The sequence below is a fragment of the Neobacillus sp. OS1-2 genome, from assembly GCF_030915505.1.
In the GTDB taxonomy this organism is placed as follows: Bacteria; Bacillota; Bacilli; order Bacillales; family Cytobacillaceae; genus Neobacillus.
This window is the reverse complement of the sequence record NZ_CP133265.1, coordinates 4,467,502-4,492,889: the sequence shown is the minus strand read 5'-3', so window position 1 is coordinate 4,492,889 and position 25,388 is coordinate 4,467,502. Positions and strand designations below refer to the sequence as shown.

General features: G+C 39.4%; 23 protein-coding genes. 12 read left to right on the top strand and 11 right to left on the bottom strand.

Annotated features, from left to right (window positions below):
* Positions 1–121 precede the first annotated feature (121 nt).
* Together RCG19_RS22400 and RCG19_RS22395 are read left to right on the top strand one after the other, a co-directional pair.
* Positions 122–772, top strand: a complete 651-nt coding sequence (locus RCG19_RS22400) for an alpha/beta hydrolase (RefSeq protein ID WP_308111056.1) — start codon at positions 122–124, stop codon at positions 770–772.
* A 61-nt stretch (positions 773–833) separates the two neighbouring features.
* Positions 834–1,631 (top strand): dioxygenase family protein, encoded by a 798-nt coding sequence (locus RCG19_RS22395; protein WP_308108990.1) that lies wholly within the window; start codon positions 834–836, stop codon positions 1,629–1,631.
* 68 nt (positions 1,632–1,699) lie between these two features.
* On the opposite strand, the gene RCG19_RS22390 is transcribed toward RCG19_RS22395, so the two are convergent.
* Both RCG19_RS22390 and RCG19_RS22385 read right to left on the bottom strand, forming a co-directional pair.
* Complete coding sequence (locus RCG19_RS22390) at positions 1,700–2,062, bottom strand: hypothetical protein (RefSeq protein ID WP_308108989.1); 363 nt, start codon at positions 2,060–2,062, stop codon at positions 1,700–1,702.
* 204 nt (positions 2,063–2,266) lie between these two features.
* On the bottom strand, positions 2,267–3,430 hold the full coding sequence (locus RCG19_RS22385) for a glycoside hydrolase family 18 protein (protein ID WP_308108988.1): 1,164 nt from the start codon (positions 3,428–3,430) through the stop codon (positions 2,267–2,269).
* A 191-nt stretch (positions 3,431–3,621) separates the two neighbouring features.
* Here RCG19_RS22385 and RCG19_RS22380 point away from each other — a divergent pair, with 191 nt between their 5' ends.
* The 7 genes from RCG19_RS22380 to RCG19_RS22350 all read left to right on the top strand — a co-directional run bounded on the left by RCG19_RS22380 (position 3,622) and on the right by RCG19_RS22350 (position 11,585).
* Positions 3,622–4,581 carry an oxygen-dependent tRNA uridine(34) hydroxylase TrhO gene (locus RCG19_RS22380; protein ID WP_166241362.1) on the top strand — a complete coding sequence of 320 codons (960 nt, stop codon included), beginning with the start codon at positions 3,622–3,624 and terminating at the stop codon, positions 4,579–4,581.
* 126 nt (positions 4,582–4,707) lie between these two features.
* A complete protein-coding gene (gene pepF / locus RCG19_RS22375; protein WP_308108987.1) occupies positions 4,708–6,495 on the top strand; it encodes an oligoendopeptidase F in 1,788 nt (595 codons plus the stop codon).
* 156 nt (positions 6,496–6,651) lie between these two features.
* Entirely contained in the window at positions 6,652–7,566 is a 915-nt protein-coding gene (locus RCG19_RS22370; protein WP_308108986.1) for a hypothetical protein, read from the top strand.
* Between the two features lie 28 nt (positions 7,567–7,594).
* Positions 7,595–8,251, top strand: coding sequence for a DUF4129 domain-containing protein (locus RCG19_RS22365; protein WP_308108985.1), 657 nt, complete (start codon positions 7,595–7,597; stop codon positions 8,249–8,251).
* Positions 8,229–9,350, top strand: coding sequence for a DUF4350 domain-containing protein (locus RCG19_RS22360; protein WP_308108984.1), 1,122 nt, complete (start codon positions 8,229–8,231; stop codon positions 9,348–9,350). The genes RCG19_RS22365 and RCG19_RS22360 overlap by 23 nt, the downstream gene beginning before the upstream one ends.
* Positions 9,347–10,276 (top strand): AAA family ATPase, encoded by a 930-nt coding sequence (locus tag RCG19_RS22355; RefSeq protein WP_308108983.1) that lies wholly within the window; start codon positions 9,347–9,349, stop codon positions 10,274–10,276. The genes RCG19_RS22360 and RCG19_RS22355 overlap by 4 nt, the downstream gene beginning before the upstream one ends.
* On the top strand, positions 10,227–11,585 hold the full coding sequence (locus tag RCG19_RS22350) for a DUF58 domain-containing protein (RefSeq protein ID WP_308108982.1): 1,359 nt from the start codon (positions 10,227–10,229) through the stop codon (positions 11,583–11,585). Before RCG19_RS22355 ends, RCG19_RS22350 begins: the two co-directional genes overlap by 50 nt.
* On the opposite strand, the gene RCG19_RS22345 is transcribed toward RCG19_RS22350, so the two are convergent.
* Complete coding sequence (locus tag RCG19_RS22345) at positions 11,563–12,540, bottom strand: stage II sporulation protein M (RefSeq protein WP_308108981.1); 978 nt, start codon at positions 12,538–12,540, stop codon at positions 11,563–11,565. The genes RCG19_RS22350 and RCG19_RS22345 overlap by 23 nt on opposite strands.
* 111 nt (positions 12,541–12,651) lie before the next feature.
* Between RCG19_RS22345 and RCG19_RS22340 the strand changes: the two genes are divergently transcribed.
* On the top strand, positions 12,652–13,455 hold the full coding sequence (locus RCG19_RS22340) for an RDD family protein (RefSeq protein ID WP_308108980.1): 804 nt from the start codon (positions 12,652–12,654) through the stop codon (positions 13,453–13,455).
* 35 nt (positions 13,456–13,490) lie between these two features.
* Here the strand turns inward: RCG19_RS22340 and cls are convergent, their stop codons facing one another.
* The gene (gene cls / locus RCG19_RS22335; protein ID WP_308108979.1) at positions 13,491–14,942 is read right to left on the bottom strand and encodes a cardiolipin synthase; all 1,452 of its coding nucleotides are present in this window, start codon (positions 14,940–14,942) and stop codon (positions 13,491–13,493) included.
* A 219-nt stretch (positions 14,943–15,161) separates the two neighbouring features.
* Between cls and RCG19_RS22330 the strand changes: the two genes are divergently transcribed.
* Complete coding sequence (locus tag RCG19_RS22330) at positions 15,162–15,737, top strand: GNAT family N-acetyltransferase (protein WP_308108978.1); 576 nt, start codon at positions 15,162–15,164, stop codon at positions 15,735–15,737.
* Positions 15,738–15,971: 234 nt separating this feature from the next.
* On the opposite strand, the gene RCG19_RS22325 is transcribed toward RCG19_RS22330, so the two are convergent.
* The 4 genes from RCG19_RS22325 to RCG19_RS22310 all read right to left on the bottom strand — a co-directional run bounded on the left by RCG19_RS22325 (position 15,972) and on the right by RCG19_RS22310 (position 19,812).
* Positions 15,972–17,342, bottom strand: a complete 1,371-nt coding sequence (locus RCG19_RS22325) for an aldehyde dehydrogenase (protein ID WP_308108977.1) — start codon at positions 17,340–17,342, stop codon at positions 15,972–15,974.
* Between the two features lie 33 nt (positions 17,343–17,375).
* Positions 17,376–18,575, bottom strand: coding sequence for an iron-containing alcohol dehydrogenase (locus tag RCG19_RS22320; protein ID WP_308108976.1), 1,200 nt, complete (start codon positions 18,573–18,575; stop codon positions 17,376–17,378).
* A gap of 283 nt (positions 18,576–18,858) precedes the next feature.
* Positions 18,859–19,542 (bottom strand): LexA family transcriptional regulator, encoded by a 684-nt coding sequence (locus RCG19_RS22315; protein ID WP_308111055.1) that lies wholly within the window; start codon positions 19,540–19,542, stop codon positions 18,859–18,861.
* Between the two features lie 6 nt (positions 19,543–19,548).
* A complete protein-coding gene (locus RCG19_RS22310; RefSeq protein ID WP_308108975.1) occupies positions 19,549–19,812 on the bottom strand; it encodes a DUF2533 family protein in 264 nt (87 codons plus the stop codon).
* A 187-nt stretch (positions 19,813–19,999) separates the two neighbouring features.
* Between RCG19_RS22310 and xerS the strand changes: the two genes are divergently transcribed.
* The gene (xerS, locus tag RCG19_RS22305; protein WP_308111054.1) at positions 20,000–21,088 is read left to right on the top strand and encodes a tyrosine recombinase XerS; all 1,089 of its coding nucleotides are present in this window, start codon (positions 20,000–20,002) and stop codon (positions 21,086–21,088) included.
* A gap of 127 nt (positions 21,089–21,215) precedes the next feature.
* Here the strand turns inward: xerS and RCG19_RS22300 are convergent, their stop codons facing one another.
* The 3 genes from RCG19_RS22300 to RCG19_RS22290 all read right to left on the bottom strand — a co-directional run bounded on the left by RCG19_RS22300 (position 21,216) and on the right by RCG19_RS22290 (position 25,373).
* Positions 21,216–21,638 carry a PH domain-containing protein gene (locus tag RCG19_RS22300; RefSeq protein ID WP_308108974.1) on the bottom strand — a complete coding sequence of 141 codons (423 nt, stop codon included), beginning with the start codon at positions 21,636–21,638 and terminating at the stop codon, positions 21,216–21,218.
* Positions 21,639–21,771: 133 nt separating this feature from the next.
* Positions 21,772–23,649, bottom strand: a complete 1,878-nt coding sequence (locus RCG19_RS22295; RefSeq protein ID WP_308108973.1) for an ABC transporter ATP-binding protein — start codon at positions 23,647–23,649, stop codon at positions 21,772–21,774.
* Positions 23,646–25,373: an ABC transporter ATP-binding protein gene (locus RCG19_RS22290; protein ID WP_308108972.1), complete on the bottom strand. Its 1,728-nt coding sequence runs from the start codon at positions 25,371–25,373 to the stop codon at positions 23,646–23,648. The genes RCG19_RS22295 and RCG19_RS22290 overlap by 4 nt, the downstream gene beginning before the upstream one ends.
* Between the last annotated feature and the right edge of the window lie 15 nt (positions 25,374–25,388).

The window sequence follows — 25,388 nt, the reverse complement described above, 5'->3', positions numbered from 1 at the left end:
CATAGATGGTTATATTTTTTTTATTTATGTGTTTCCTAATATGAATCTTTTGTATCTATAAAAATACAAAAAATAATATGATATAAGGAATAACTAACAATTTTTGTTTCAAGAAAGGATGATGAAAGTGAATGCACCGATGATTTATGAACTTCGCAGGCCTGAACAACTTGATCCCGAAAAAAGGTATCCCGCGCTTTTCTTAATGCATGGGATTGGCAGTAATGAACAGAATATGTTGCAAATGGTAAAAGGTTTAGAAGATAAGTTTTTTATTTTTAGTATTCGTGGCCACCTTCCGCAGCCACCTGGTTATGCCTATTTTACGATTCAAGGGTATGGGAAACCGCATCGGGAAGTGTTCGATGAGGGAATTAGCAGGCTAACGAGTTTTATCGACTATGCATTGGAGAAATATCCAGTGGATGCAAGTCGATTATTTTTACTTGGCTTCAGTCAAGGGGCCATCCTTTCAATGACCTTAGGATTGACGTTAGGAGATCGGATTAAGGGTATTGTTGCACTAAGTGGATACATCCCAGCTTTTGTTAAAGAAGAGTACACCATTAAACCTGTTGAAGATTTATCCCTATTCATCTCTCATGGGGAAATGGATCAGGTACTTCCGTTTGAATGGGGTGTAGCTAATCATGAGTATTTTCGTGGGTTGGGGGCAGAAGTTACATTTAATACCTATCAAGAAGGACATACGGTTTCTTTAAAGAATCACCAAGATTTTATAAATTGGCTATTTAAGCAATTGGAAAACTAATGAACGTTAACTGGAGGAAAAAAATTCACAGAATCTCATCTAAATTAGGGGGTACATTTAAATGATGCCATCATTGTTTGTTGCTCATGGAGCACCGTTATTAGCCATTGAAAATAATGAATATACACAATTTTTGAAGTCTCTAGGGCAAACCCTGCCACGTCCAAAGGCAATTGTCTTGTTTTCTGCCCATTGGGAATCCTCTCAGCAAAAAGTAAGTGATGTCGATGCCTACAGCACGATTTATGATTTCGGTGGTTTCGATCAAGCGCTTTATCAGATTAAATATCCGGCACAAGGAAATCAGCAAATTTCACAAGAAATACAGGATCTGTTTAAGGCAAATGGAATACCATTTGAAGTTGAAACTGAACGCGGTCTGGATCATGGTGCATGGGTCGTGCTTCGGTTACTTTATCCAAACGCGGATATTCCAGTCATTTCGATGTCTGTCAATCCTTTGCTTAAACCCGAAGAACAGTATAAAATCGGGAAGTCCTTATCAGCCTTAAGAGCAAATAATATGTTAATTATTGGTAGTGGCGGTACCGTTCATAACCTAAGAGCCGTGAAATGGGCTGATAACGAAATCGACCAATGGGCATTGGAATTCGATGATTGGCTAGCACATCATCTGCAGAATTGGGACTTAGAGTCATTATTCAAGTATGATACACTAGCCCCGAATGCGGAATATGCAGTCCCGCCATATGGAAAGGAACACTTTATTCCGCTTTTCTATGCAATGGGCGCGTCCGATGGCGAGCGAAAAGCAACTTTACTACATCGCAGCTTCCGCTATGGAAACCTAAGTCATAGTGTTTGGCAGTTTGGGGGATCGAATCAGCAATTTTTATAATCTTAAATGTTTAGTATCATAAATATAAATAAAATTCCCAGCCGCATATTGGTTGGGAATTTTGTTTTTTATTCGGCAGGAGCAATTCCAACGAAAACACCATTAATAAACACATAGATTGTTGGAACTCCGTTTGCACTGAAAAATGGTACGCCAATCATTGTAACACCCTCTGCTGGGAGTACTACCTCGATAGTATGCGCGCCATTCCATGTATAACCAGTTGAAAGAAGCTCCGCTTTTTGAGTTTTAAACTCTTTACTACTTAAAAACTTAGCGACGATTTTATTTCTTTCTGCCCCTTGAAGTGGTAAAAGATCATGACATGTGCAATCATCATCTGGTTCTGCCGCCTTAACCGTATTCCCAGTTGTGACAAATAAAGATAAGGCAACCAAAACTCCACATAAAACGGTTAATACTTTCTTCAAGCAAAATTCCTCCTTTTATTTAAATCTCTCTAATTCATTCGCTCTATTCCGACAAACTCCTTCAAAAAACATGGAAAATTTTTTGAAAAATACCAAAATTTATTACAGAATTGTGTCGAACCTTGTATCAACTGCTGGAATGGGGTTCAATAATCAATCAAAAAAGCTGTACTCCAGATACTAAAGGAGTACAGCTTTTATTCACTAATTCTTCTTCACTGTATAATATTTTTGTGTCTCATAATTTGAATTCTTTATTGTAGTAAAAATAGCTCCCGTTAAGCTGTGTGATCCTTGGGAATCAAGTCCAAGTTCCCAAATCATCATACCGCCGAAGCCGTGCTCTAGTGCAAGATTTGTTTTCTTTTTTATTGTGGCATCGCCATTATAATAATAGGTAGTGCCGTTCATGCTGACCGTGTCCTTTGCGGCATTTGCCGAGTCCATGTTAACGATAGCTCCGTATGAAACCTGTTTCACTTTAGGATCTTTCGGCTGGGCATAAAACGGAACACCTAATACTAATTTTTCTTTTGCCAGATTATTTTTGTCAAACAAATCTGCCCAATAATTTACGATTTTCTCAGTAAATGGATAGGGTGAAAGATTAGCAGCGTGATAGCCATCATCCCATTGCCCGTCATAGGCCATAATATTGACGTGGTCAACATCTTGGAACATTGATGGCTCATACACGACAAAGCCAATTTCCGTTAAGGTAACGGCATGGATTTTTGAATAAACGGCTATCGATAATTCTTTATTTTTTGGATGTAGCTGTCCACTTAATTCTTTTGCGAAGGCTGCAAGATTTTCGGCATCGGCTTGTGAATGGGGATGTTCAAAATCGATATCGATCCCGTCAAGATGCTCTCGATCTGCGATACTAGTAAGTTCATTAACTAGCTTTGTCCTAGATTCGGGATTTGAAATCGCCGTTTTGAAATACTCATAGGATTCGCCGCCATTGATGTGAAACCAGCCGCCAACAGCCAGCATGACTTTAGTGTCTGCCTTTTTTGCATCTGCTACCACAGTTCTTAGGTTTTTTAAGGCGGCATCACTATTTAACAGGATACCTCCATCTTTTGTAGGATGGGCGAAAGAGAAAATAACATGTGTTAATTTGGAATAATCCACGACATTCGGGTCGCGGAAATCCTGGACATATCCAATCACCACTTTTGATGAAGCTTTTTCCACTTTTGGTAGTTGTTTTGTTCCGGGCCTAATGGCTGATTTAGGTGATTTTCCTATAGTAATTGTTTTATCAGATGTTTTATTGGTAAAAAGTGCTACACCCGTGATGATTCCTCCCACGAAGGTAATCGCAATTGTCAGGGCAAGGAGGGATGTTCGCTTTTTCATAGGATGTGGTCCTCCTTTAGTTTATTTAACCATTCAAATTGTACCAGAAAAATGGCAGGAATTTGGCTGGTAATATCCACCTACATGATGATTGGAAGTAAATAAATTTGAAAACCGCTATTAATTTTTGATATAGTAAATAAGTTAATGTTTAAAATATGGATATTTTTATATAGAGTAAGGTGGTAAATATGAATCAAGAATTTAGAGTGTTATTGTATTATAAATATGTACCAATTGAGAATCCTGAAGAATGTGCGAATGAGCATCGTCAATTTTGTCATGATTTAGGTTTAAAAGGACGGATTATCATCGCCGCAGAAGGAATTAATGGAACGGTGTCAGGCACCATTGAACAAACTGATGCCTATATGAAATACATGGAGGAACACCCATTATTTGCAGGAACTATTTTTAAAATAGATGAAGCTACTGAGCATGCCTTTAAGAAAATGAAGGTGCGTTATAGACCTGAGCTTGTTACATTACGATTGGAAGATGATGTGGATCCGAATGTGGTAACCGGTAAACATTTGAAACCAAAGGAATTTTTCGAAGAGATGCAAAAAGATGATACCGTCGTGATTGATGCCCGTAATGATTATGAATTTGACCTCGGTCATTTTAAAGGTGCTGTTAGACCGGATATTTTGAATTTCCGCGATCTTCCGGAATGGATCCGTGAAAACAAGCAGGCATTTGAGGGTAAAAAGATTCTCACGTATTGTACGGGTGGAATTCGCTGTGAAAAATTTTCCGGCTGGCTATTGAAAGAAGGCTTTGAAGATGTATCACAGCTTGAGGGCGGCATTGTCACCTACGGAAAAGATCCTGAAGTTCAGGGTGAATTATGGGATGGGCAACTGTATGTGTTTGATGAGCGGATTAGTGTCCCAGTGAATCAAAAAGAGCATATAGTGGTAGGAAAAGATTATTACACAGGTGAGCCGTGTGAACGTTATGTGAACTGTGCCAATCCAGAATGTAATAAAAAGATTCTTTGCTCTGAGGAAAATGAACATAAACATTTACGCAGCTGTTCACATGAGTGCAGAGTTCACCCGCGCAACCGCTACGTTGCTCAGCATGGTTTGAGTGAAGAAGAAGTAAATGAAAGATTAATGGCACTTGAAAAAGAAGTAACCATGTAACAAAGGCAGGTCAGATTTGACCTGTCTTTTGTTGTATCTTGAATACATAAAAAAGGGAAAATAATGATACACATGGAATATAGTTTTGATTGCAAAATTTATTTATGAATCCGGAGGAGAATATACATGCCCACCTATACAAATAGAAACGAAGTACCTGTCCAAGAAAAATGGGATTTAACGGATATCTATGCAGATGTTAGTAAATGGGAGGAAGATTATCAGTTAATTGAGCAATTGGCGAAGGAATTAAAAAAGTTTGATGGTGAAATTCACGATGGTCATTCTTTATATTTATATCTGAAACAAGGAGAAGAGTTATCCTTCCATGTTAATAAACTGTACGCCTATGCCATGTTGCAGGTAGATGAAAACACCAGGGAAACGGCTGCACAAGCTTTGCAAGACCGGGCCAAACAGCTTAGCGTGAAGGTAAGTGCGGCGACTTCCTTTTTCATGCCCTATTTATTAAGCCTTGATAAAGATACATTGCAAGGTTTTATCATGGCTGAAGAAAAATTAGCATACTTCGCAGAGGATTTATGGGAATCGTTCCGTTACAAGAAACACGTGCTAAGTAAGGAACAGGAAGAGCTTCTTTCGCACCTAGGCGAGGCCCTGTCTGCTCCCAGCAATACTTACGGGATGATCAATAATGCTGACATAAAGTTTGGCGAGGTTACCGGTGAAGACGGTGAACCCGTCGAACTAACCCGGGGGATGTACGCAAAGTTAATAGAGGATGAAAATCGTGAGAAACGCCGGGAGGCATATAAAGCGTACTATCAGCCATATATTCATTTAAAAAATTCAATCGCATCGACACTATCAGCTGCGATTAAAAATAATGTGACATTAGCAAAGGTTCGACACTACCCATCCGCACTGGAAAAGGCCTTATTCGGGGATAAAGTACCAAAAGAAGTTTATGAAAATCTTATTCAAACAACAAGAAACAATATTGCGCCATTACACCAATATACTCGGATCCGAAAAGAAAAGCTTAAAGTAGATGAACTTCGTCAATATGATATGAGTGTTCCACTCGTAAGCGGTGTTAAACAAGTGATTTCTTACGAGGAAGCCTATGACACGATGTGTAAAGCACTAGCACCTTTAGGGGAGGAATATGTTAGTATTCTTAAAGAGTTTAAGGACGCTAGGTATATTGATGTAAGGGAAACTCCTGGTAAGCGATCAGGTGCCTACAATCTAGGAGTGTACGGTGTTCACCCGTTTATTCTTCTCAATCATCAAGACGATTTGGATAGTTTATTCACACTTGTCCATGAATGTGGACATGGTGTTCACAGCCGGTTGAGTTCAGAGCATCAGCCGCAAATTACAGCCCGGTACAGTATCTTTGTGGCAGAGGTCGCTTCCACCGTCAATGAAGTGCTGTTGATTAACTATTTATTAAAAATTGAAAAGGACGCTGACGTTCGCAGCCATTTACTGAACCATTTCATCGATCAATTTAAAGGGACGTTTTTCACCCAAGTGATGTTTGCTGAGTTTGAGATGAAAACACATGAATTGGCTGAAAAGGGACAGCCGTTAAATGTAGAAATATTTAATCAAACCTATGAAAGACTATTCAGGGATTACAATGGCGATGATATCGTCTTCGATGAAGAAGTGAAATATGGCTGGTCAAGAATTCCTCACTTCTACCGCCCATTTTATGTGTATAAGTATGCGACAGGTTATGCTTCTGCCATTCATTTGGCAACCAAGATCCTTGAAGGCGATAAGAGTACATTGCATTCCTATTTGGAGTTTTTAAAAAGCGGGAGCTCGGATTATCCGCTTGAATTGTTAAAAAAGACCGGTGTTGATTTAACAAGCCCAGACCCGATTGAAAATTCCCTCAGACGATTTGGAGAGCTTGTGGAAGAGTTTTCAAAAATATAAGAATTTCTCAAAAAGCCTAACTCCCAACTATTATTAAAAACATGGGAGTTAGGCTCTATTTCTGTTATATTTTTCAACTTTCCCCCCACAAAAATCGGAATAATGATAAAATAAACGGTAATAATAACCATTTTTTACACAAGGGGGAAACACAAATTGAACGAAAAGTTTAAAAGACCCAAGGGGTTTGGTGAAATACTGGATCATACATTCAGTTTGACAAAAAATCATTTTAAAGAATTTTTTATGATTTTAATCATTTTTATGGGTCCGGTCTATTTGCTTCAGGCCATCATCCAATTAGCTTCAGGAACCAACTTTTTTAGACAGATGGGAGCTGGTGATACATGGTATGAACAAATCCTCTCAGGTTTTGAGGAAACAGGTGCATTTGACTCGAGTAGTTTGGGTGTGGATATAGGCTTAATAGTAGTCGGATTATTTAGTGTCCTATTATTCCCCGTTGCTGAGGCGGCCATCCTGTTTGCCCTGTATCGTATTCGGAATAATGATGAATTTACTGTGAGTTCGGTTATCAAACAAGCTTTTTCTCGATATTTCCCCATGCTTGGAAGCAGTATTTTGTTTGGTATAATCTTGTTTGCCATCATTATTATCCCAATTTTACTTGTAGCGTTTACTTTCGGCATGGTAGCGTCATCGGACAACACGATTGTTTTAGTATTGTTAGGAATCTTATTATTTTTTGTAGGTGCAATCGGGATTGGTCTGTTTTTAACGCGCTGGAGTTTTTATTTTGGTTCGGTTGTTCTCGACAAGACCTCACCTGGATTTTTCAGAAGCTGGAGGCTTTCGAAAAATAGAACTTGGGTATTGATGGGACTATATATTGTCTTTTATATTATCGTTTCTATCATCGGTGCTGTTGTCCAAATGACATTTGGGGCCCTATTAGGTAATAGCGTTTTATTAACAATGATTACTAATATGGCCTCACTGTTTACGACGATGATTTTCTCAGTAGGCTATGGGGTAATGTATTTAGATTTGAAAACAAGACATGATGCGGATGATTTAAGAGAATTAATTGAAGATTACAAGACTATTTAAAAAAACCTATTTGTGTTAGGTGATGATTATGGTAGATGTAAAAAAGGCACGAGATGACCTTGAAAATATATTAAATACGAAAGAATATACCGTCTACAATGAACATAAGGGGTTTATCCAAACATGGTGGGAACATGCTAAGCAATGGCTGGCTGAACAACTGGGAAGATTGTTCCCGGCCCTTCATTCGGGTAGCAGCGCTTCCGGGCCAATCTTAATCGCAATCATTTTGATTGTTCTTATTTTTTTCGGCTTATTTGTCTTTATCTTTATTCGAAATACAAGAAGGAATGGAAAGCTCCGTAAACAAAAGCCGCTTCAATTGTTGAAGGAAATCAATTGGACATATGGGCGGCATCTTGATGAGGCTGGAAAATATGAGTCTTCTGCAGATTTTTCACTTTCAACCCGTCATTTGTTTTTAGCCTTGCTCCTTTATCTGCATGACCAAGGATGGCTTGAGGCAAGAATTTGGAAAACCAATTGGGATTACTTCGAAGAGCTCCGAAAAGTAGATCAACAACATGCACAGCAATTTTACCGTATTGCCCACTTCTTTGATGAAGTGACGTACGGGGAACGAACGGTGAGTAAAGAGGAATACGTTCAATTTAAACAGCAAGCAATGATCTGGCTTGGTGAAAGGGGGAAGAGAATAGTCGATGAAATCAACAGCAAAAGGTAAGACATGGATGTGGCTAATTGTCCTGCTCATCCTCTTTTTAGCCATTAGTTATTTTTCCTTTTCACCAAAGCCTAAAGTTTACCCAGGGTATGTATCTGACTCCCCCTCACCCACAGGTGTAAAGGCATTTTATACATATTTAAATAAGGAAATGAGTGTCAAGACGTGGAATCATTCACCTAAATTGCTTCCAAAAAGTAAACAAAATAAATTGTTGATTATGGTGGAACCTTCATTTAATCCAAACACGGAAGTAATGGAGGAATACGTTAAGTTTATGAAAGCAGGTAATACTGTTCTCTTACTTCAAACCAACCCAAAAGGGATGTTTGATGTAGACACGGAATATACAGAACAAACGGCCTCCCCAGATATCTATGACCAGGCAGATAAACATTATCGTTCAGAGGTTCGTTCACAGCTTAGGCTGCAAAAGACCAAGAATGATGAGGTTCTATTGAATAATCAACAAGAAACGATTGCACTTAAACGGCCTTATGGTAAAGGCTATTTGATTGTTGCGATTGCGCCTGAATGGATGACTAATGGAGACCTATTAAAAAAGGATCATTTACCCCTTCTTCTTTATCTTTTAAATGAGGGAGAGCCCGAGTCCATCTTGTTTGATGAATATATTCACGGCGGGGAAAATGCTTCCTCCATACTGACGGTCTACCCGATGTGGTTCTTACTGCTTGTTTTGCAGGGGACCATCTTGGTGCTTTTATGGCTATGGTTGAAGGGGAAGAGGTTTGGTCCCATTTTCGCCTTAAGGGAAGAATCTGTTCGTTTTAGTGATGAAGGAATTCAAGCAATTGCGGCATGGTACATGCGTGGCAAGCGATACCATGATTCCTTACAGATTCAAGCAGAATATGTCAAACTCTTGCTCCAAGAACGCTGGCACATTCCCTACAGCCAAGAATGGAAAGAAATGTCGAGTAATTTTGAGAAAAAATGGACGCGAATGCCTGCTGGTGAGATTAAGACATACCTAAATGGACTAATCACTGTCCTTGAAAAAGAAAAAATCAGTAAACAGGAATATCTATTATGGTCACGAAAACTGGAGCAATTACGAAAAGAGGTTGAAGCATGAAAACAGAAATAATATCCTTTTTAGAGAAATATGAAGAGCGGATACTTGGTCAGAGTCTAAATCTAAGACTGTTGTTATCTGCCATTTTAGCAGGGGGACATGTACTTTTAGAAGGTGTACCGGGCACCGGGAAAACGCAAATGGTACGGACGCTGGCAAGTCTCTTAGGCGGTAGTTTTAACCGGATTCAATTTACACCCGATTTACTGCCAAGTGATATCACAGGCAGTATGATCTACAATATGAAGGAGGGCCGTTTTCAAACATTGAAGGGTCCAATTTTTACGAATATCCTGCTTGCAGATGAAATTAACCGGACACCGGCAAAGACGCAGGCCGCATTGTTGGAAGCAATGGAGGAAAAGCAAGTCACAATCCAAGGAGAAACCTATCCCTTGCCTAAGATCTTCTTTGTTGTTGCCACCCAAAACCCAATTGAATTTGAAGGCACCTACCCACTGCCGGAAGCACAGCAGGATCGGTTCTTGTTCAAGTTGAGAATCGATTTTCCAACCTTTGAGGAAGAGAAAATGGTCCTAAAGCAAGTAATGGAAGACAGCTTTGACGAAAAGCAACTATCTTCAATCATAGACATGGATACTTTTTTAAGGATTAGAAATGAAATAGCGCAAGTGAAGGTTAGTGATAGTGTCTTAGATTATACGATGCAGATTGTCAGAAAAACGCGAGGTACTGAAGCCATTCGCTATGGTGCCAGTACAAGGGCAGGGATCTCAATTGGAAAGGCAGCACAATCTTGGGCCTACTTGGCAGGCAGAGATTATGTGACACCAGATGATATCAAAATGGTTGCAAGGCCCGCATTACGACATCGAATTCAGTTATCCCCACATGTAGAATTGGAGGGAGCAACCGGTGACCAAATCATTGAAGAGCTTGTGGGCTCGGTTCCTGTTCCAAGATAGCGGAATATTGCCGACAAAGCGGCTCATCCTGCTCTTTCTCATTCTCACCGTTGCATTATTGATTGGAACAGGTTGGGGAATATCATGGGGATATGTGATTTTGAGTAATATTGTAGTATTGATAGTAAGCTTACTAGACTTACTCTTCTCGCCGAAAAAAGGCCAGCTTTCCTTTCAACGAACTATGGGTGATGAGTTAGAACGGGGTATTACCTATCCAGTGAAGATTGTGGTTCGGAATTCTTCCGCCCAATCCTTTACATATCGAATCTTCGATGGAATACCAAGATCATTTGCTAGACCGTTTCCTCTGATTGGAACGATCCCAAAAGAAACGGTAATGGAGCATTCGTATGATACGGTGGCTAAGGAAAGAGGTAAGTTCGAATTCGACAAGCTTTATTTTCGTTATACGAGTTTTCTGGGGTTATGGGAGAAACAAACCACAGCGGAAATGAAGGAAACAGTCAAAGTTATTCCAGATTTAACTGAGACCAAACGGTATTTGAAGAATGCCCAGCAATTTTTAACATATGAAGGATTGAAAATTCGCAGGCATCGAAGTGGTGTTGGTGATTTTTCCAAGATTCGTAGTTATGTGGTTGGCGACGATCCCCGTAAAATTAACTGGCGGCAAACAGCAAAGCAACAAGAGGTCATGACTAATGAATACGAACCGGAACATGGGAAATATATTACGATATTACTTGATTGCGGCAGAATGATGGGGGCTGAATTGAAAAAGGGGAACCGCTTAGAGAAGTCGTTAGAAGCGGCACTTACAGTTGCGGCAGCAGCCCTTCAAAAAGGAGATTATGTTTCTGTTCTTGCCTTTTCCAAAAAAATTAAGGTATTTGTCCCGCCGGCCAAGGGATTGGCACATTTGCAGACAATCCTTCAAGCAATTTATGATGTGAGAGTGGATGCTGCAGAGTCCAATTACGCCTCGGTACTTCAATACTTAGAATTGGTGCAAAAGAAACGGAGTCTCTTGCTTTTATTTAGTGATATTAGAACGTTTCTTCATGAGGAAAGTGCATTCATGTTATTGCAGCGGCTTCGGAAGAAGCATTTATTTTTCATGATTGGCATCGAGGATCAGACAATCAGTAAGAGAATCAATGAGATGCCAAATACAGTGCATGCAGCGATGGTGAAAAGCATTGCCCAGCAGCAGCTTTTGATTAAGAAACGGGAGAAGAAAAAATGGGAAAAACAGGGCCTGCAAATGATTGAGGCCCGTGAGGAAAGACTGGCAATTGCCGCCGTTTCCCATTATATCGATATTATGAATCAAAATCTCCTGTAGGTGTGGCACTGTTACGTTTTAACTTGCCAATAATGATATAGAGAATAAAACCTATCACCGTTAGGAGTGCGACAATATATTTTGCTTCTAACGAAATCTTCGCCGGTGTGATAAAGCCTTCTATGACTCCGGCGATAACAAATAGTGGAATGGTTCCAAGCAGGAGCTGCACAGATCTTTTGGCGTGATGTTTTAATTGGTAGCCTCTTGTGTACTGTCCGGGAACAAAGAGCTTATAGCCCATTAACAGTCCGGCGCCTCCGGCAATAAAAATGGCTGTGAGCTCAATCATTCCATGGGGAACGATATAGGCCCAAAAATCATAGGATTTCTCGTGATGCCAAAAAAGGGCAGCGAGTGCGCCAATGATGATCCCGTTATTGATGAGTAAATATACCGTCACAAGCCCAAAGGTGATCCCACCAGCAAAGGCGAAGATGGCTACCTTGATATTGTTAGTCATAATGCTGGCCGACATCAGTGAAGAGTTGACTGCATCACCCGTTCCTAGCTGGTCGGGGTTCACACCTTGCGCAATTTCAGCTGGTAGAATGGCATAAATATGCAGCGGGTCATTCAAAACAGCGATAAAACTACCGATGGCACCAATAAAAAATAAAATAAACGCTGCCACGACAAATTTCCATTGTTCTAGTAATAACCCAATAAATTGGGTGCTGAAAAAATGGCGAATTTGTTTAAAACTCGAAATTTGATCCTTGTACAACAAGTTATGTGACTTGGAAACAAGTCCATTTAAGTACTGTGTTACATCGTCATTTGGAAAGTAGGTTTGACTGTACGAAAGATTCTGGGCTGCTTTTTGATAGATTCTGTGATAATTTGTTATCGTTTCACCGGTAATTGCCTTTTTGCCTTTACTCATCGTGACCATCAATTGTTCAAGCTGTTTCCAGTCATCACGATGCATTTTTATGAATTGTTTTACATTCATTTTTTCACCTGCTTTTTGGGATCTATGTATATTCTTATCCTTATTATAGAAAATTAGTAGAAAAATAGAAACAACTATAGAAGAAATCAACCGTGTGTTGGGGGAATCATTGTGAATGAAGACCATTTGGATATTAAAACACCTGAATACGTGTCGATTCAGTTTCAGCTTGCCGGATTAGGAAGCAGGGCAGCTGCTTTTATCATCGATCAGGTACTGTTAATGATAATAAATATTTTAACAATCGTTGTCCTTTATTTTGTGATGGACGGGATGTCATCGATGCCGTTTTTTCTCGTGGATAATTCAATCCCGTTGGCAATAGCTCTTATTATTCTGTTTATTGTGAATGGGGGCTACTTTTTTGTCTTTGAATTTTTTTCAGGTGGAAGAACGCTTGGGAAAAAGCTAGTCGGAATTCGGGTATTACAGGAAAATGGGCATAGTATCACCTTGTTATCAAGTTTCATTCGGAATCTCATCCGTATTATTGATTCTTTGCCAACAGCTTACTTCCTTGGGATTGTTATGATATTTTTTCATTCGAAACATAAGAGACTTGGGGATCTCGTCGCCGGAACGATTGTCGTCCATGAACGAAAGCCAAAGCGGAAGAAGAGACTCTCGACCATTGAAAAAGAAATCGAAAATCGCGGTCTCTCCATGAATGATTTGACACTCGATGAATGGACGTTAAAATCGTTGGGGATGAAGGAATGGAAACTGCTTAGCACCTATGCAAGCCGATTCCATCAAATTCCATTAGCTGAAAGAAATCAGCTCACACAGCAAATGGCTGAAATCCTGTTTCCAAAGATAGGGATGGAAGTACAAGGGAAATTGGAAAGTGAATGGGAAGATACACTTCTTGTTCTATATTTATTGCTGCGGGATGAATGGGAATTTCAATTCTAAAAGTATCGGCCCTTCCAATGGAAGGGCCGATTTTTTTAAAGTATGGGTGATAAGAGGCGTGTTATGGCCTCTTTAAATTTATTTAGGATCGATCGATCTTTATATCTTGCAATCGAATATTCAGAGCTATCCTTGCAATCCTGTAAGAATAGGCTGTGAAGTTGTGTAGCTGCTTTTTCATCGTACAAAACGGCATTCACTTCAAAATTTAACCTAAAACTTCGAGTGTCGATATTAGCAGTCCCAACAGAGGCCACTTCCTGATCCACTACTATTGTTTTCGCATGGATGAAGCCTTTTTCATACAGATAAATTTTTGCCCCGTAATCGATCAGTTCTCCTGCGTACGACATGGTAGCCCAATAGACGATAGGGGAATCACCTTTACTTGGTATCATAATACTGACATCTACACCTGAGAGCAAGGCGATTTTACAAGCATCCATAAAACTAGCATCAGGAACAAAATATGGTGTTTGGATGTATACCGTTTTTTTGGCAGACGTAATCAGTTTTATATAAGCGTTTTTGATATGTTCCGTTTCTGAGTTTGGCCCGCTGGCAATAATCTGAACAGGCGTGTCACCTTCAGGCTTTTCGACGGGAACAGAATAGGGCACAAGATTCAACTTGTTCTTTGCGGCATAATTCCAGTCTAATAGGAATCTTCCTTGTAGTTGATTAACTGACTCACCGCGAACCTTTAGATGTGTGTCGCGCCAATAGCCAAATTTTTTATCCAATCCCAAGTATTCATTACCGATATTAAACCCGCCAATATAGGCTATTTTTCGGTCAATGATGCAAAGCTTGCGATGATTGCGGTTATTTATTCTGAAATTGATCAATTTTAAAAACGACGGGAAAAAGACCTCCACTTCACCGCCATACTGGATAAGCTCCTTAAAAAAGCCGGGAGAAATGCTTTTAGATCCAATATCATCGTAAAGAACCCTAACTTTTACACCTTCCTTAGCCTTTTTTGTGAGCTCATCCCGCAGTCTTTTCCCCAGGGAATCGCCTTGGATGATATAGTATTGAAGATGAATTTCCTCTTGTGCTTTTTTTATTTCTTCAAATAGAGATTGGAACTTGTCATGCCCGTCACTAAAAATCTCAATTTCATTGTACATCGTAAGCAATGCATTAGATGACTTCAAGTTCATCAGTAGTAAATCAAAATGTTTTGTTAGCAAATTCCGTTGGTAAAAACTGCTGTTTTGCAGTTGATGTGTTTGTTCGTCAACAGTTGATTTAAGATAGCTTCTTTCTTCAGATGATAATTGGTAAAAGTTTTTTTGTTTTAATTGTCTTCCAAGGAACAAATAAACTAAAAATCCCACAATAGGAATAAAGAAAAGAACCATAAGCCATGCCCAAGTGGATCCTATGTCTCTTCGTTCGATAAACACAACCACACCCGCAAGCACAATATTACCGATGAGAACAATCGTTACAAACAATGTTGTTAAAGTTGTCACTTCCATCCGATTTTACTCCTTCGCCATTCAACCATTCTTTTAGTAAATCTTACCTAAATTAACAGGACTTTAAAAGGAATTTGCGAGGATTCTCTAAATCTTTAAATCCTTCGCCGGAGTCTTCTCCGTCATGAAGACAATTTTAAAAAGGTGAATTCAGTATTAAATACGAATATTTACACATACTTCCATTATATTTTTATCATGAACTAAAGGAGTATGTCGATGCATTGGTATGAGAAGCTGAATCAATATTTTCCGGTTGAAGAGATGAAATCAAAAGAACACATGGAAACATTACTAAAAGAGCGTTCTGAAATCTATCATAAAGATGAGGGACCCAACCATGTGTTAATGTATGTGGAGCTCGATCATTTTGTCTTCATCGATTATCTTTTCGTTTCGAAAAATGCCCGTGGCCAGGGGCTTGGCCATAACCTGATGGAAAAGTTGAAAAGCAAAGGAAAACCTATTATCCTTGAAGTTGAACCCGTTAACTATGAAGACAGCGACACAGAGAAAAGGCTACGTTACTATAAACGTGAAGGCTTCGAGCATGCGAATTCAATCGGGTATGAAAGAAGGTCGCTTGCCACAAATGAGATTAATAAAATGGAAATCCTTTATTGGGCACCGCATCATGAATCGGAAGAAATGATATTTGCAGCGATGAAAAAAACGTACGATATGATACACACCTATAAGGATCAACATTTCTATGGTGAATCCTATCAGCCAGTTGAAGAGGTTCTGACCTTTAATGACGAACCAGAGAATGGGAATATTTTAGATAAACTATAACTTTCATTTGAAAAGGCTAACCAAATTTTTGGTTAACCTTTTATAAAAAGAAAAGAAAATATAAATTTCGACTTTGAGAATTGTCCAGCTCCAGCGCCCTTGCGGCTAGTGGCCTTCGCTCTCCGCCCTACGATAAGTCAAGCACGGATGCGCTCCGCTCTCCGTGTTTCCTTTATCTCAGTTGGAGCTCTCCAGGCCATACGCCGCTGACCAGGGCGCTTCCGCTTTTCTTTTTTACTTCATGAAAAGCTTAATTTTCTTGAGCCCGTTTTTTACATTTGGATAACGAAACGGAATGTCAAATAAGGTTGTTTGTTTTAAAACGCTTTTTTGATGGGAAAAAGTATTGAAATTCCCTTTGCCGTGATAGGCGCCAATCCCACTGTTTCCCACACCGCCAAACGGCAGATAAGGGGAGACAAAATGATACACCGTGTCATTAACACAGCCCCCGCCAAAAGATACGCTAGTAAGGACCTTTTGCTGTACTGTAGGATTTTCCGTAAAAATATAGAGAGCCAGTGGTTTTGGGTGTCGATGAATACCGGTAAATACCTCTGAAAGCTCATTGTACTGAAGAACAGGTAGAATCGGCCCAAATATCTCATCTTGCATGATCGGATCTTCCCAAGTGACATTTGTTAAGACCGTTGGCTCAATCGTTAATCTTTCTTGATTTCCGCCGCCGCCCATATAAAGTTTCCCATGATCGAGGAAAGAACATAGTCGCTGAAAGTGCCGCTCACTTACTATTCTAGTAAAATTCATATTATCTAACGGCTTTTGCCCATACAATTCAATCGTTGCTTCCTTCAATTGCTGGAGAAATTGATCCTTAATACTCTGATGAACATACAAATAATCAGGGGCAATACAGGTTTGCCCGGCATTGGTAAATTTCCCCCAGGCAATCCGCTTGGCAGCTAGTTTTATATTGGCATCCTTATGAACAATACAAGGGCTTTTTCCGCCCAATTCTAATGTCAATGGGGTCAAATTTTTCGCTGCCGCCTCCATAATGAGCTTTCCAACTGGGACGCTACCGGTAAAAAAGATATAATCAAATTTTTCGTCAAGCAGTGCTTGGCTTGTTTCCACGCCACCTTGGATTACTGAAATGTACTCCTCAGGGAATATATCACCTATAAGTTTCTCTAGTATTTCAGATGTTTTCGGCGTCAATTCAGAAGGCTTGATAACTGCACAGTTTCCCGCAGCAATGGCACCGATTAACGGGGCGATTGCCAATTGAAAGGGATAATTCCAAGGGGCAATAATTAGTGCAACCCCGTATGGTTCTGAATAAATGTAACTGTTGGAGCCGATATGTGTTACGGGTGTTTTCACCTTTTTTGGCTTCACCCATGACTGTAAATGTTTGATGGTGAATCGTAATTCTTCAAGAACAAAACCTATTTCAGAGGTATAAGCATCAAATTCTGATTTATTTAAATCCGCTCTTAATGCTTCCATCAACACTTTCTCGTTCGTTTTAATTGCAGTTCTTAATTTTTGAAGTGCTTCAAGTCGGAAAGCGATATCTTTTGTTGTTTCTGTGCGAAAAAAAAATTGTTGTTTCGTAAGGAGGGAATTGTACGTTTCCATTTGATCAGCCGCCTTTTTACCTAAATCAATCACTTATTCCTTTATCAGTTGGTAAAGATTGAATAGATCTTCTTTATTGAGAATCCTTGGTACTGGGTAGAGGGGATTGGCTTCCTTTAACGCCCGTTCAACCATTAACGGAATATCGCTGTCGACAATTCCACTAACCTTTTTAGGAATCTCCATCTTTTCGTTTAGCTTTTTTATAGCCTCAATAAAGTTTCCTGCCTTTTCTCTCACACTATCATTGTGTTTACCAATCCCAACGACTTCAGCCAGCTCGGCTAAAGGTTTATGGACGGATTCACCGTAATACTCAAGGACATAAGGGAGGATGATTGCATTTGCTAGCCCATGGGGAACCGAATAAAAACCACCCAACGTATGGGCGATTGCGTGGACATACCCAACATATGCACGTGTGAATGCCATACCAGCCCAATAGGCCGCTTTTTGCATATTCTTACGTGCCTGTATGTTGGTCCCATTTGTATAGGATTCATAAAGATTTTCAAAGATTAATTTTACTGCATCTACACTGTATTTTGTGGTTTCCTTTGTGTTACTTTTGCCGATATAGGCTTCGACAGCATGCGTTAGAGCGTCAATTCCAGTTGCTGCCGTAATATGTTTCGGAAGATTAATAATTAGTAAGGGATCAAGGACAGCATAATGCGGAATGAGTGCTGTATCCATTATGGCATATTTTTCGTGTGTCTCGCTATTGGAAACTACGGCAGCAAGAGTTGCTTCACTGCCAGTGCCAGCTGTGGTGGGAATGGCAAATAGGGGAGGCATTTTTTTCAAAACCTTTAATACACCCTTCATTTTGCGAATATTCTTTTTCGGTCTTGCTGCACGTGCACCAACCCCTTTGGCACAATCCATTGGCGATCCACCGCCAAATGCAACAATCCCCTTGCAATGGTTGGAGGTATACATTTGAAATGCTTCCTCAATATTATCGATTGTTGGGTTAGGTACCGTTTTATCGTAAATAACGAATTTGATTCCTTCAGTTCGAAGGTTATTCAGGAATTCGTCCATTAGTCCAACAGCTACGATTCCTTGGTCGGTGACAATTAACACACTTTCAATTTTATTCTGTTTAATCAGTTGCGGTAATTCTTTTAAACTATTTTCTCCCTCTAGCAGTTGCGGTTCCCGCCAAGGCATGAAGGAGGAGGCAACTTTCATCACTCCTTGAAATGACCTGCAATAAACTTTATACATACTATAACCTACCTTTCTTTGAAAAGTTGAATGTAGCCTTCAAGATACCCAAAAGACCCAAAAAGAGGAGAAAAAAACTAAATACGTATATTATTTATTTAACGTATCTATTTAAAAAATGTCAAGAATAATATTATGAATATAATTAATATTCTGAAAACATAAGTTATCCTATGAAAATGATAATGAAAATATGCTTTGGTGATCCTACGCTAATCAAATAAAAAGCCAACCCATAAATTGAGCTGACAAAAGAATGAAGAGAAGGGGGGAGGGGAAAAAATTAACTTTGCTTAATAAATGAGATTAATAAGTCTATTTCTGTAGAATGAAGCTGGTTAGCGTTATTAAAAAACTGTTGGACTATTATAATCATTTCAGGGCTAATTTCGTCACCGACAGACTGGATGATCATACCGACAACAGCCCCTACAAATACAGAAAGCTGTATGTGTGATTCTTCAGATGCATTCACCATATTCACAGTTAAGTCCTTAATAGGATTTCCAAGGCTATTCAAGAATAAGAGGAGAACACAAAGGAAGTAGGTACAGAATTCTAGTTTAACCTCGACATTTTTCATTAGTTCTAAGATATGTTTAATTGCGTCCATCAACGGGAGATTTTGTTGTTGTGCCATTAGAACCCTTACGCGGTTAAGAATTATTTCCCATTCATCTGGATTGGAAATTTCTCTTCTCTCTTTTTGAAATAGGAGATCTGCCATGCTTGTAGGAGAGAAGACCACAGTGGATCTTCCCGTTTCATTTTCGTTTACAGCATAGGTTCTTTTTAAAAGACCCTGGCTTTCTAAAGTTTTCAAAACATCATATGCAGTCCATTTGCTCACACCAATCGCCTCAGCCACGTCAGAATAATGAACAGGAAGATTGGTAGTTTGATATTGCTGCCAAATCTGGTCAAGAAACTCCCGTCTTCTTTTCGTTAAGGAAATCAACGCCGCCACCACCATTTATTGTTGTTTTGTTAGTGATTTTACATATTCTTGAACCATTTCAACCGTAACGTTTTTCCTTGTCGGAACAAATCGCAGGTTTATTTTATTCATCCTATTTGTTACCTCATTAATTTTATCAGTAGTATAGGGAAGACCTTGTTCACATAAACCTATGGCTTCTTCAATGTAGTTTTCACGTAGTTGATCCAGAGCCTGAAATTCCTGGTATGTTTTATTCTGATTCGCTGCGTGGTTAATTAAATCTTTATGTACACTCATGATTTCACTCCTAAAATTTTCTGTATTCATCATACCATAAACAACAAAAGGAGGATTTCATGAAATTTTTAAATTTATTAATAAGGGGAGAGAATTTAGGGGTAAACTTTCGGAAAAAACTTAATTGCGTAAAATATAAATTTGACGCAATTAAGCTGATGGGATAATATAGAAGTGAGGTGTTATGATGGTAAATCAGGAAAAACAATCTAATTTTAAAAAGTTGCAAACCATACTTGAGGAATTGCCTTGGTATGTGGATGAATACATCAATCATAAACTACGAAAACTTTCCACGGCTTCATTATTCAATTACTGCCATGATTATAAAATTTTCTTCAATTGGATGATTAGTGAACAGTTATGGAACGGCAGCATCAAGGACATTCCATTGGAACGGTTGGAGACAATGACGGTTTTAGAGGTTGAAAACTTCTTAAACTATCTACATTATCAATTAAATAATAAGGAACTAACTGTGAATCGGAAGTTATCTGCGTTAAAATCACTGTTTAATTATCTGCAAAATATTGCGGAAACTCCTGATTTAAAGCCATATATCAATCGGAATGTAATGGCGAAAATTGAATTTAATGAAGTCAAAGATAGTATGGAAACAAAAGCTACGAAAATGGAAGGAAAAATTCTGCTCGGTGATGAATACGAGAAATTTCGCCTGTTTATTGCCAATGATTATGGTGAAGTAAACAAAGAAAACCAGCGGTTATATAACTTTTATCAATTAAATAGAGAACGTGATACCGCCATTGTATCGTTAATCCTAGGATCGGGCCTCCGCCTTTCGGAGTTGGTGGGAATTGATTTAGGCGATATTGACTTTAGCAAGTATTGTGTCCGCGTAATCCGTAAAGGAAATAAAGAACAATTTGTTTATTTTAGCCAGGTGGCCATGGCGGATTTGCAGGAATATTTAGCTGTAAGAACGGCCAAATACAAAGTTGATAAAAATGAAAAGGCATTATTTGTTGGTGGCCCGACCGGTCCGAAAGTAAAATCACAAAGATTAAAAGCCCGAGCCATAGAATATCTGATTGAAAAATATGCAACTGCATTTGGTAAACCATCCTTATCAGTGCATAAATTGAGACACTCGTTCGCTACCAGATACCATGCGGAAATCAATGATGTACCGAAATTACGGCGCCAGTTAGGCCATTCCTCGATACAAACGACGATGATATACACCCATATTAAGAATGACGATCTAAAAATTGCGGTTGATAAGATGGATATGCCAAAAGAACAATTGGAATAAAAATAGGGCTGTTACAAATGACAGCTCTAAAAATACTTTTTATCAGTTTACATAATATTATTATGGTAACTAAAATGAATTTGTCTCAATTCCTAAGTATACTTAAGATAATGAGACGGAATGAAATTTAAAGATTTATATCAATTTTTGAATTAACTTTTCTTAAATTCTCGCAAAATTGGTCCACGTTTTTTGGTGAAATCAAAATCGTATTCCATTTTCCATATCGTATTTCTAGACGGTTCAATGACAATGCTGGACTCGATAACGGATTCCGCGTTTTTCTGATACTTATTATCGTCATGATGTCAATTTTCCAACGAAACGGCCCTCCAACAATCATTAATTGCTTCCCATTTATTTCATAATAGGTTCCGAACCAGCACCAAAGAATAAATGCACTAGTAAATCCACATACCAGGACCGCAGTGATGACCTCCCCCTTCCCTTCTGGTCCGCCAGGTAGGAATAAAAAAGAGCCGATTAAAAAGGCAATTGCCCCCCATAATAGAACGCCTGTGATAATTCCCTTTTTAGAGTAAAATCTCATCACCTTCAACTCCTTCCAACAATTGATTACAAAAGACAAACATTCCCAATACTATCATTATATACGAGTAACATACTTAAAAGTTATATAAAAAGGCATTTAGAAAGTTTATAAACTCTCTAAATGCCTTTTTTTATCCTGCAGTTTTCTGATTAAAGGTAAATTGGCTATTATACAACTCAGCATAAAAGTCACCCTTTTCTAGTAATTCCTTATGGGTTCCTTTCTCAATTACTGTTCCATGATTCATTACTAGAATGAGATCAGCGTCACGTATCGTTGATAGCCGGTGGGCAATAACGAAACTTGTGCGCCCTTTCATTAAATGATCCATTGCTTTTTGAATTTGAACTTCGGTTCTGGTATCGACACTGCTGGTTGCTTCATCCAGAATTAAGATGGAAGGATTAGCCAGGATCGCCCGTGCAATTGTTATTAATTGCTTTTGACCTTGTGAAATATTTGATGCTTCTTCATTTAAAATTGTATCGTAGCCTTCGGGGAGCGTTCGAATAAAGTGATCAGCATTAGCTGCCCGCGCTGCTTCCACAATTGCTGCTTCTGTTGCTCCCTCTCTTCCGTATGCAATATTATCACGAATGGAACTATTGAAAAGCCATGTATCTTGAAGCACCATTCCGAATAAACTACGCAGTTTCTCTCTTTTAAATTCACGAGTATCGATACCGTCAATTAGGATTTTTCCAGAATTAAGTTCATAGAAACGCATTAATAAATTGATGAGTGTGGTTTTACCAGCACCGGTCGGTCCGACGATCGCAACCCGTTGCCCTGGCTTCACCTCAATATTCATATCCTCAATTAATGGTTCATTTTCCTTATAACTGAATGAAACATGTTCAAAGGAAACCTCCCCTTTAGGAGCGATAATGTCTTTCGGTGCGACCGCTTCAGGCACCTCTTCTGTTTCATCTAAAATTTCAAATACACGCTCAGCGCTTGCAATCGTTGACTGGATAATGTTCGCAATATTGGCAGTTTGAGTAATTGGTTGAGAAAATTGTCGTGCATATTGAATAAATGCTTGGATATCCCCTATTTCAATGGCCTTTTTCGTTACCAATAGGCCGCCAACTACTGACACAAGCACATAACCAATATTATTGATAAATGACATTAATGGCATAATCATGCCAGACATAAATTGCGCTTTCCAACCTGATTGGTACAAGTCCTTATTGGTTTCTTCAAATTTTTCAATGGATTGCTGTTCACGTCCAAACACTTTGATGACTTTATGTCCTGTATACATCTCTTCTACATGCCCATTAAGCTCACCAAGAGATTTTTGCTGCCCTTTAAAGTAGGTCTGTGACTTTTTAGCAATCTTCATTATCGCCACAAAACTTAGTGGGATTGTCAGTACTACAATCAATGTCATTAACGGACTGATCGAAAGCATCATGACAATAACCCCGAGTAATGTAACGACCGAAGTGATAAGTTGTGTTAAGCTTTGCTGTAAGGTTGTACTGATATTATCGACGTCATTGACAGCCCGACTTAGAATTTCACCATGTGTCCGTGAGTCGAAATACTTTAAGGGAAGCTTGTTGAGTTTCTCTTCTACCTCTTTACGAAGATGATAAACTGTTTTTTGAGCAACCCCCGCCATGATATATTGTTGAATATAGGCAAAGATCGCACTTACAATATAAAGTCCTATTAGCAACAGAATAATTTGACCAATGTAGTCAAAATCTATTTTTGCTCCTGGAACTCCTCGTAATTTCGCCATTAAGCCTTCAAACATCTTGGTCGTTGCTTTCCCCATAATTTTTGGGCTGACTATTGAAAAAACGGTACTGATAATGGCTGTAATTAAAACGGCAAACAGTTGTATTTTATACGGCTTTAAGTAGGTGATGAGCCGTTTTAACGTTCCTTTGAAGTTCTTTGCTTTCTGGGGAGCCATGCCCATGCCCATTGGGCCGAATCCACCGCCCCCTGGTCCTCTTCCTGGTCCCTGATGCTTGGAATCCTTGCTCATGCGATTTCCTCCTCTGACAACTGCGACATGACAATTTCACGGTAAACCTTACTTGTTTCCATTAACTCTTGATGGTTGCCGATTCCGGCGATTTCCCCATTTTCTAAAACAATAATTTGGTCGGCATCCATAATCGTGCTAACTCGCTGAGCAACGATGAGCATGGTTGAAGAAGCCGTTTCTGCTTTTAAGGCTGCACGGAGTTTGGCATCTGTTTTAAAATCCAGTGCTGAAAAACTATCATCAAAAATATAGATTTCCGGTTTTCTTACAAGGGCTCGGGCAATCGACAAGCGCTGTTTTTGCCCGCCTGAAACATTTGTTCCCCCTTGAGCAATCACAGACTGGAATCCATCGGGCATTTCCGAGATAAACTCTGTTGCTTGAGCCGTTTCGGCAGCCTGTTGTACTTCTTCATCTGTAGCTGCTTCTTTACCATAACGAATATTTTCTGAAATGGTACCGGTAAAAAGAACCGCTTGCTGCGGCACAAAGCCCACTTTTTCCCGGAGGCTTTCCTGGGTTATCTCGCGAACATCAATACCATCTACTAGTACTTCTCCACTATCCACATCATAAAAGCGCGGAATCAAATTGATCAGCGTTGATTTACCTGAACCGGTTCCGCCAATAATGGCTGTTACTTCCCCCGGGTTCATTTTAAAAGAAATGTCTGAAATCGCTGGCATTTCTGCACCGGGGTAACTGAAGGTGACATTTCGAAATTCTACCTGACCCTTTTGCACCTTAACGGGTGCGGGTAAGGCAGGATCTTGAATATCAGCATTTGTTTCAAACACTTCGTTTATCCTAACCGCTGAAACGGATGCTCTTGGAATCATCACAAACATCATAGATAACATCACAAATGAGAACATGATTTGCATCGCATATTGAATAAATGCCATCATGTCACCAACTTCCATATGACCATTACTAATCCTAATCCCGCCAAACCAAATAATCGCCACGGTGGTAAGGTTGAGGACAATCATCATGATCGGCATCATCGCAGCCATGAGTTTATTGACCTTTATCGCTGTTTGTGTAAGATCCCAGTTTGCTTCATCAAACCGTTTTTTCTCATGGGTCACCCTGTTAAAGGAACGGATAACACGAATGCCTGTTAGGTTTTCTCTTAATACCCGATTAAGTTTATCGAGTTTTACTTGCATGGCTTTAAATAATGGCATTCCCTTTCTGGCAATCACCACGATTGTTATGACCAGAACAGGTAAGGACACTGCCAGGACCAGGGTCAACTTTGTATCTTTCGATAAAGCCATAATAATCCCGCCAATACACATCATCGGTGCCATTACCATCATCCGGAGCATCATGATGAGTACTTGCTGGATCTGGGTAATATCGTTTGTTGTTCTCGTAATCAGTGATGCTGTTCCCAGTTTATCAAACTCATGAAGAGAGAAGTTCCCGACATGTGAAAAGATTTCGCTTCGCAGTACCTTACCAAAACCGGCTCCTGCCTTTGCCGAATAGAAGCTGGCAATGATGGAGCAAATCATTCCCCCAGCCGCAACAAGCAGCATAAGGCCGCCGATTTTCCAAATATAATTCGTATCACCTGTTACTACTCCCTTATCGACTATATCAGCCATTAAGGTTGGTAAGTACAGTTCAGCCATTGACTGAAGAAGAACAAGTACCAGAACAAAGTAAATGGGTATTTGAAATGGTTTTAAAAATCTGGTCAATTTGATCAAGTTGCTTCAACTCCA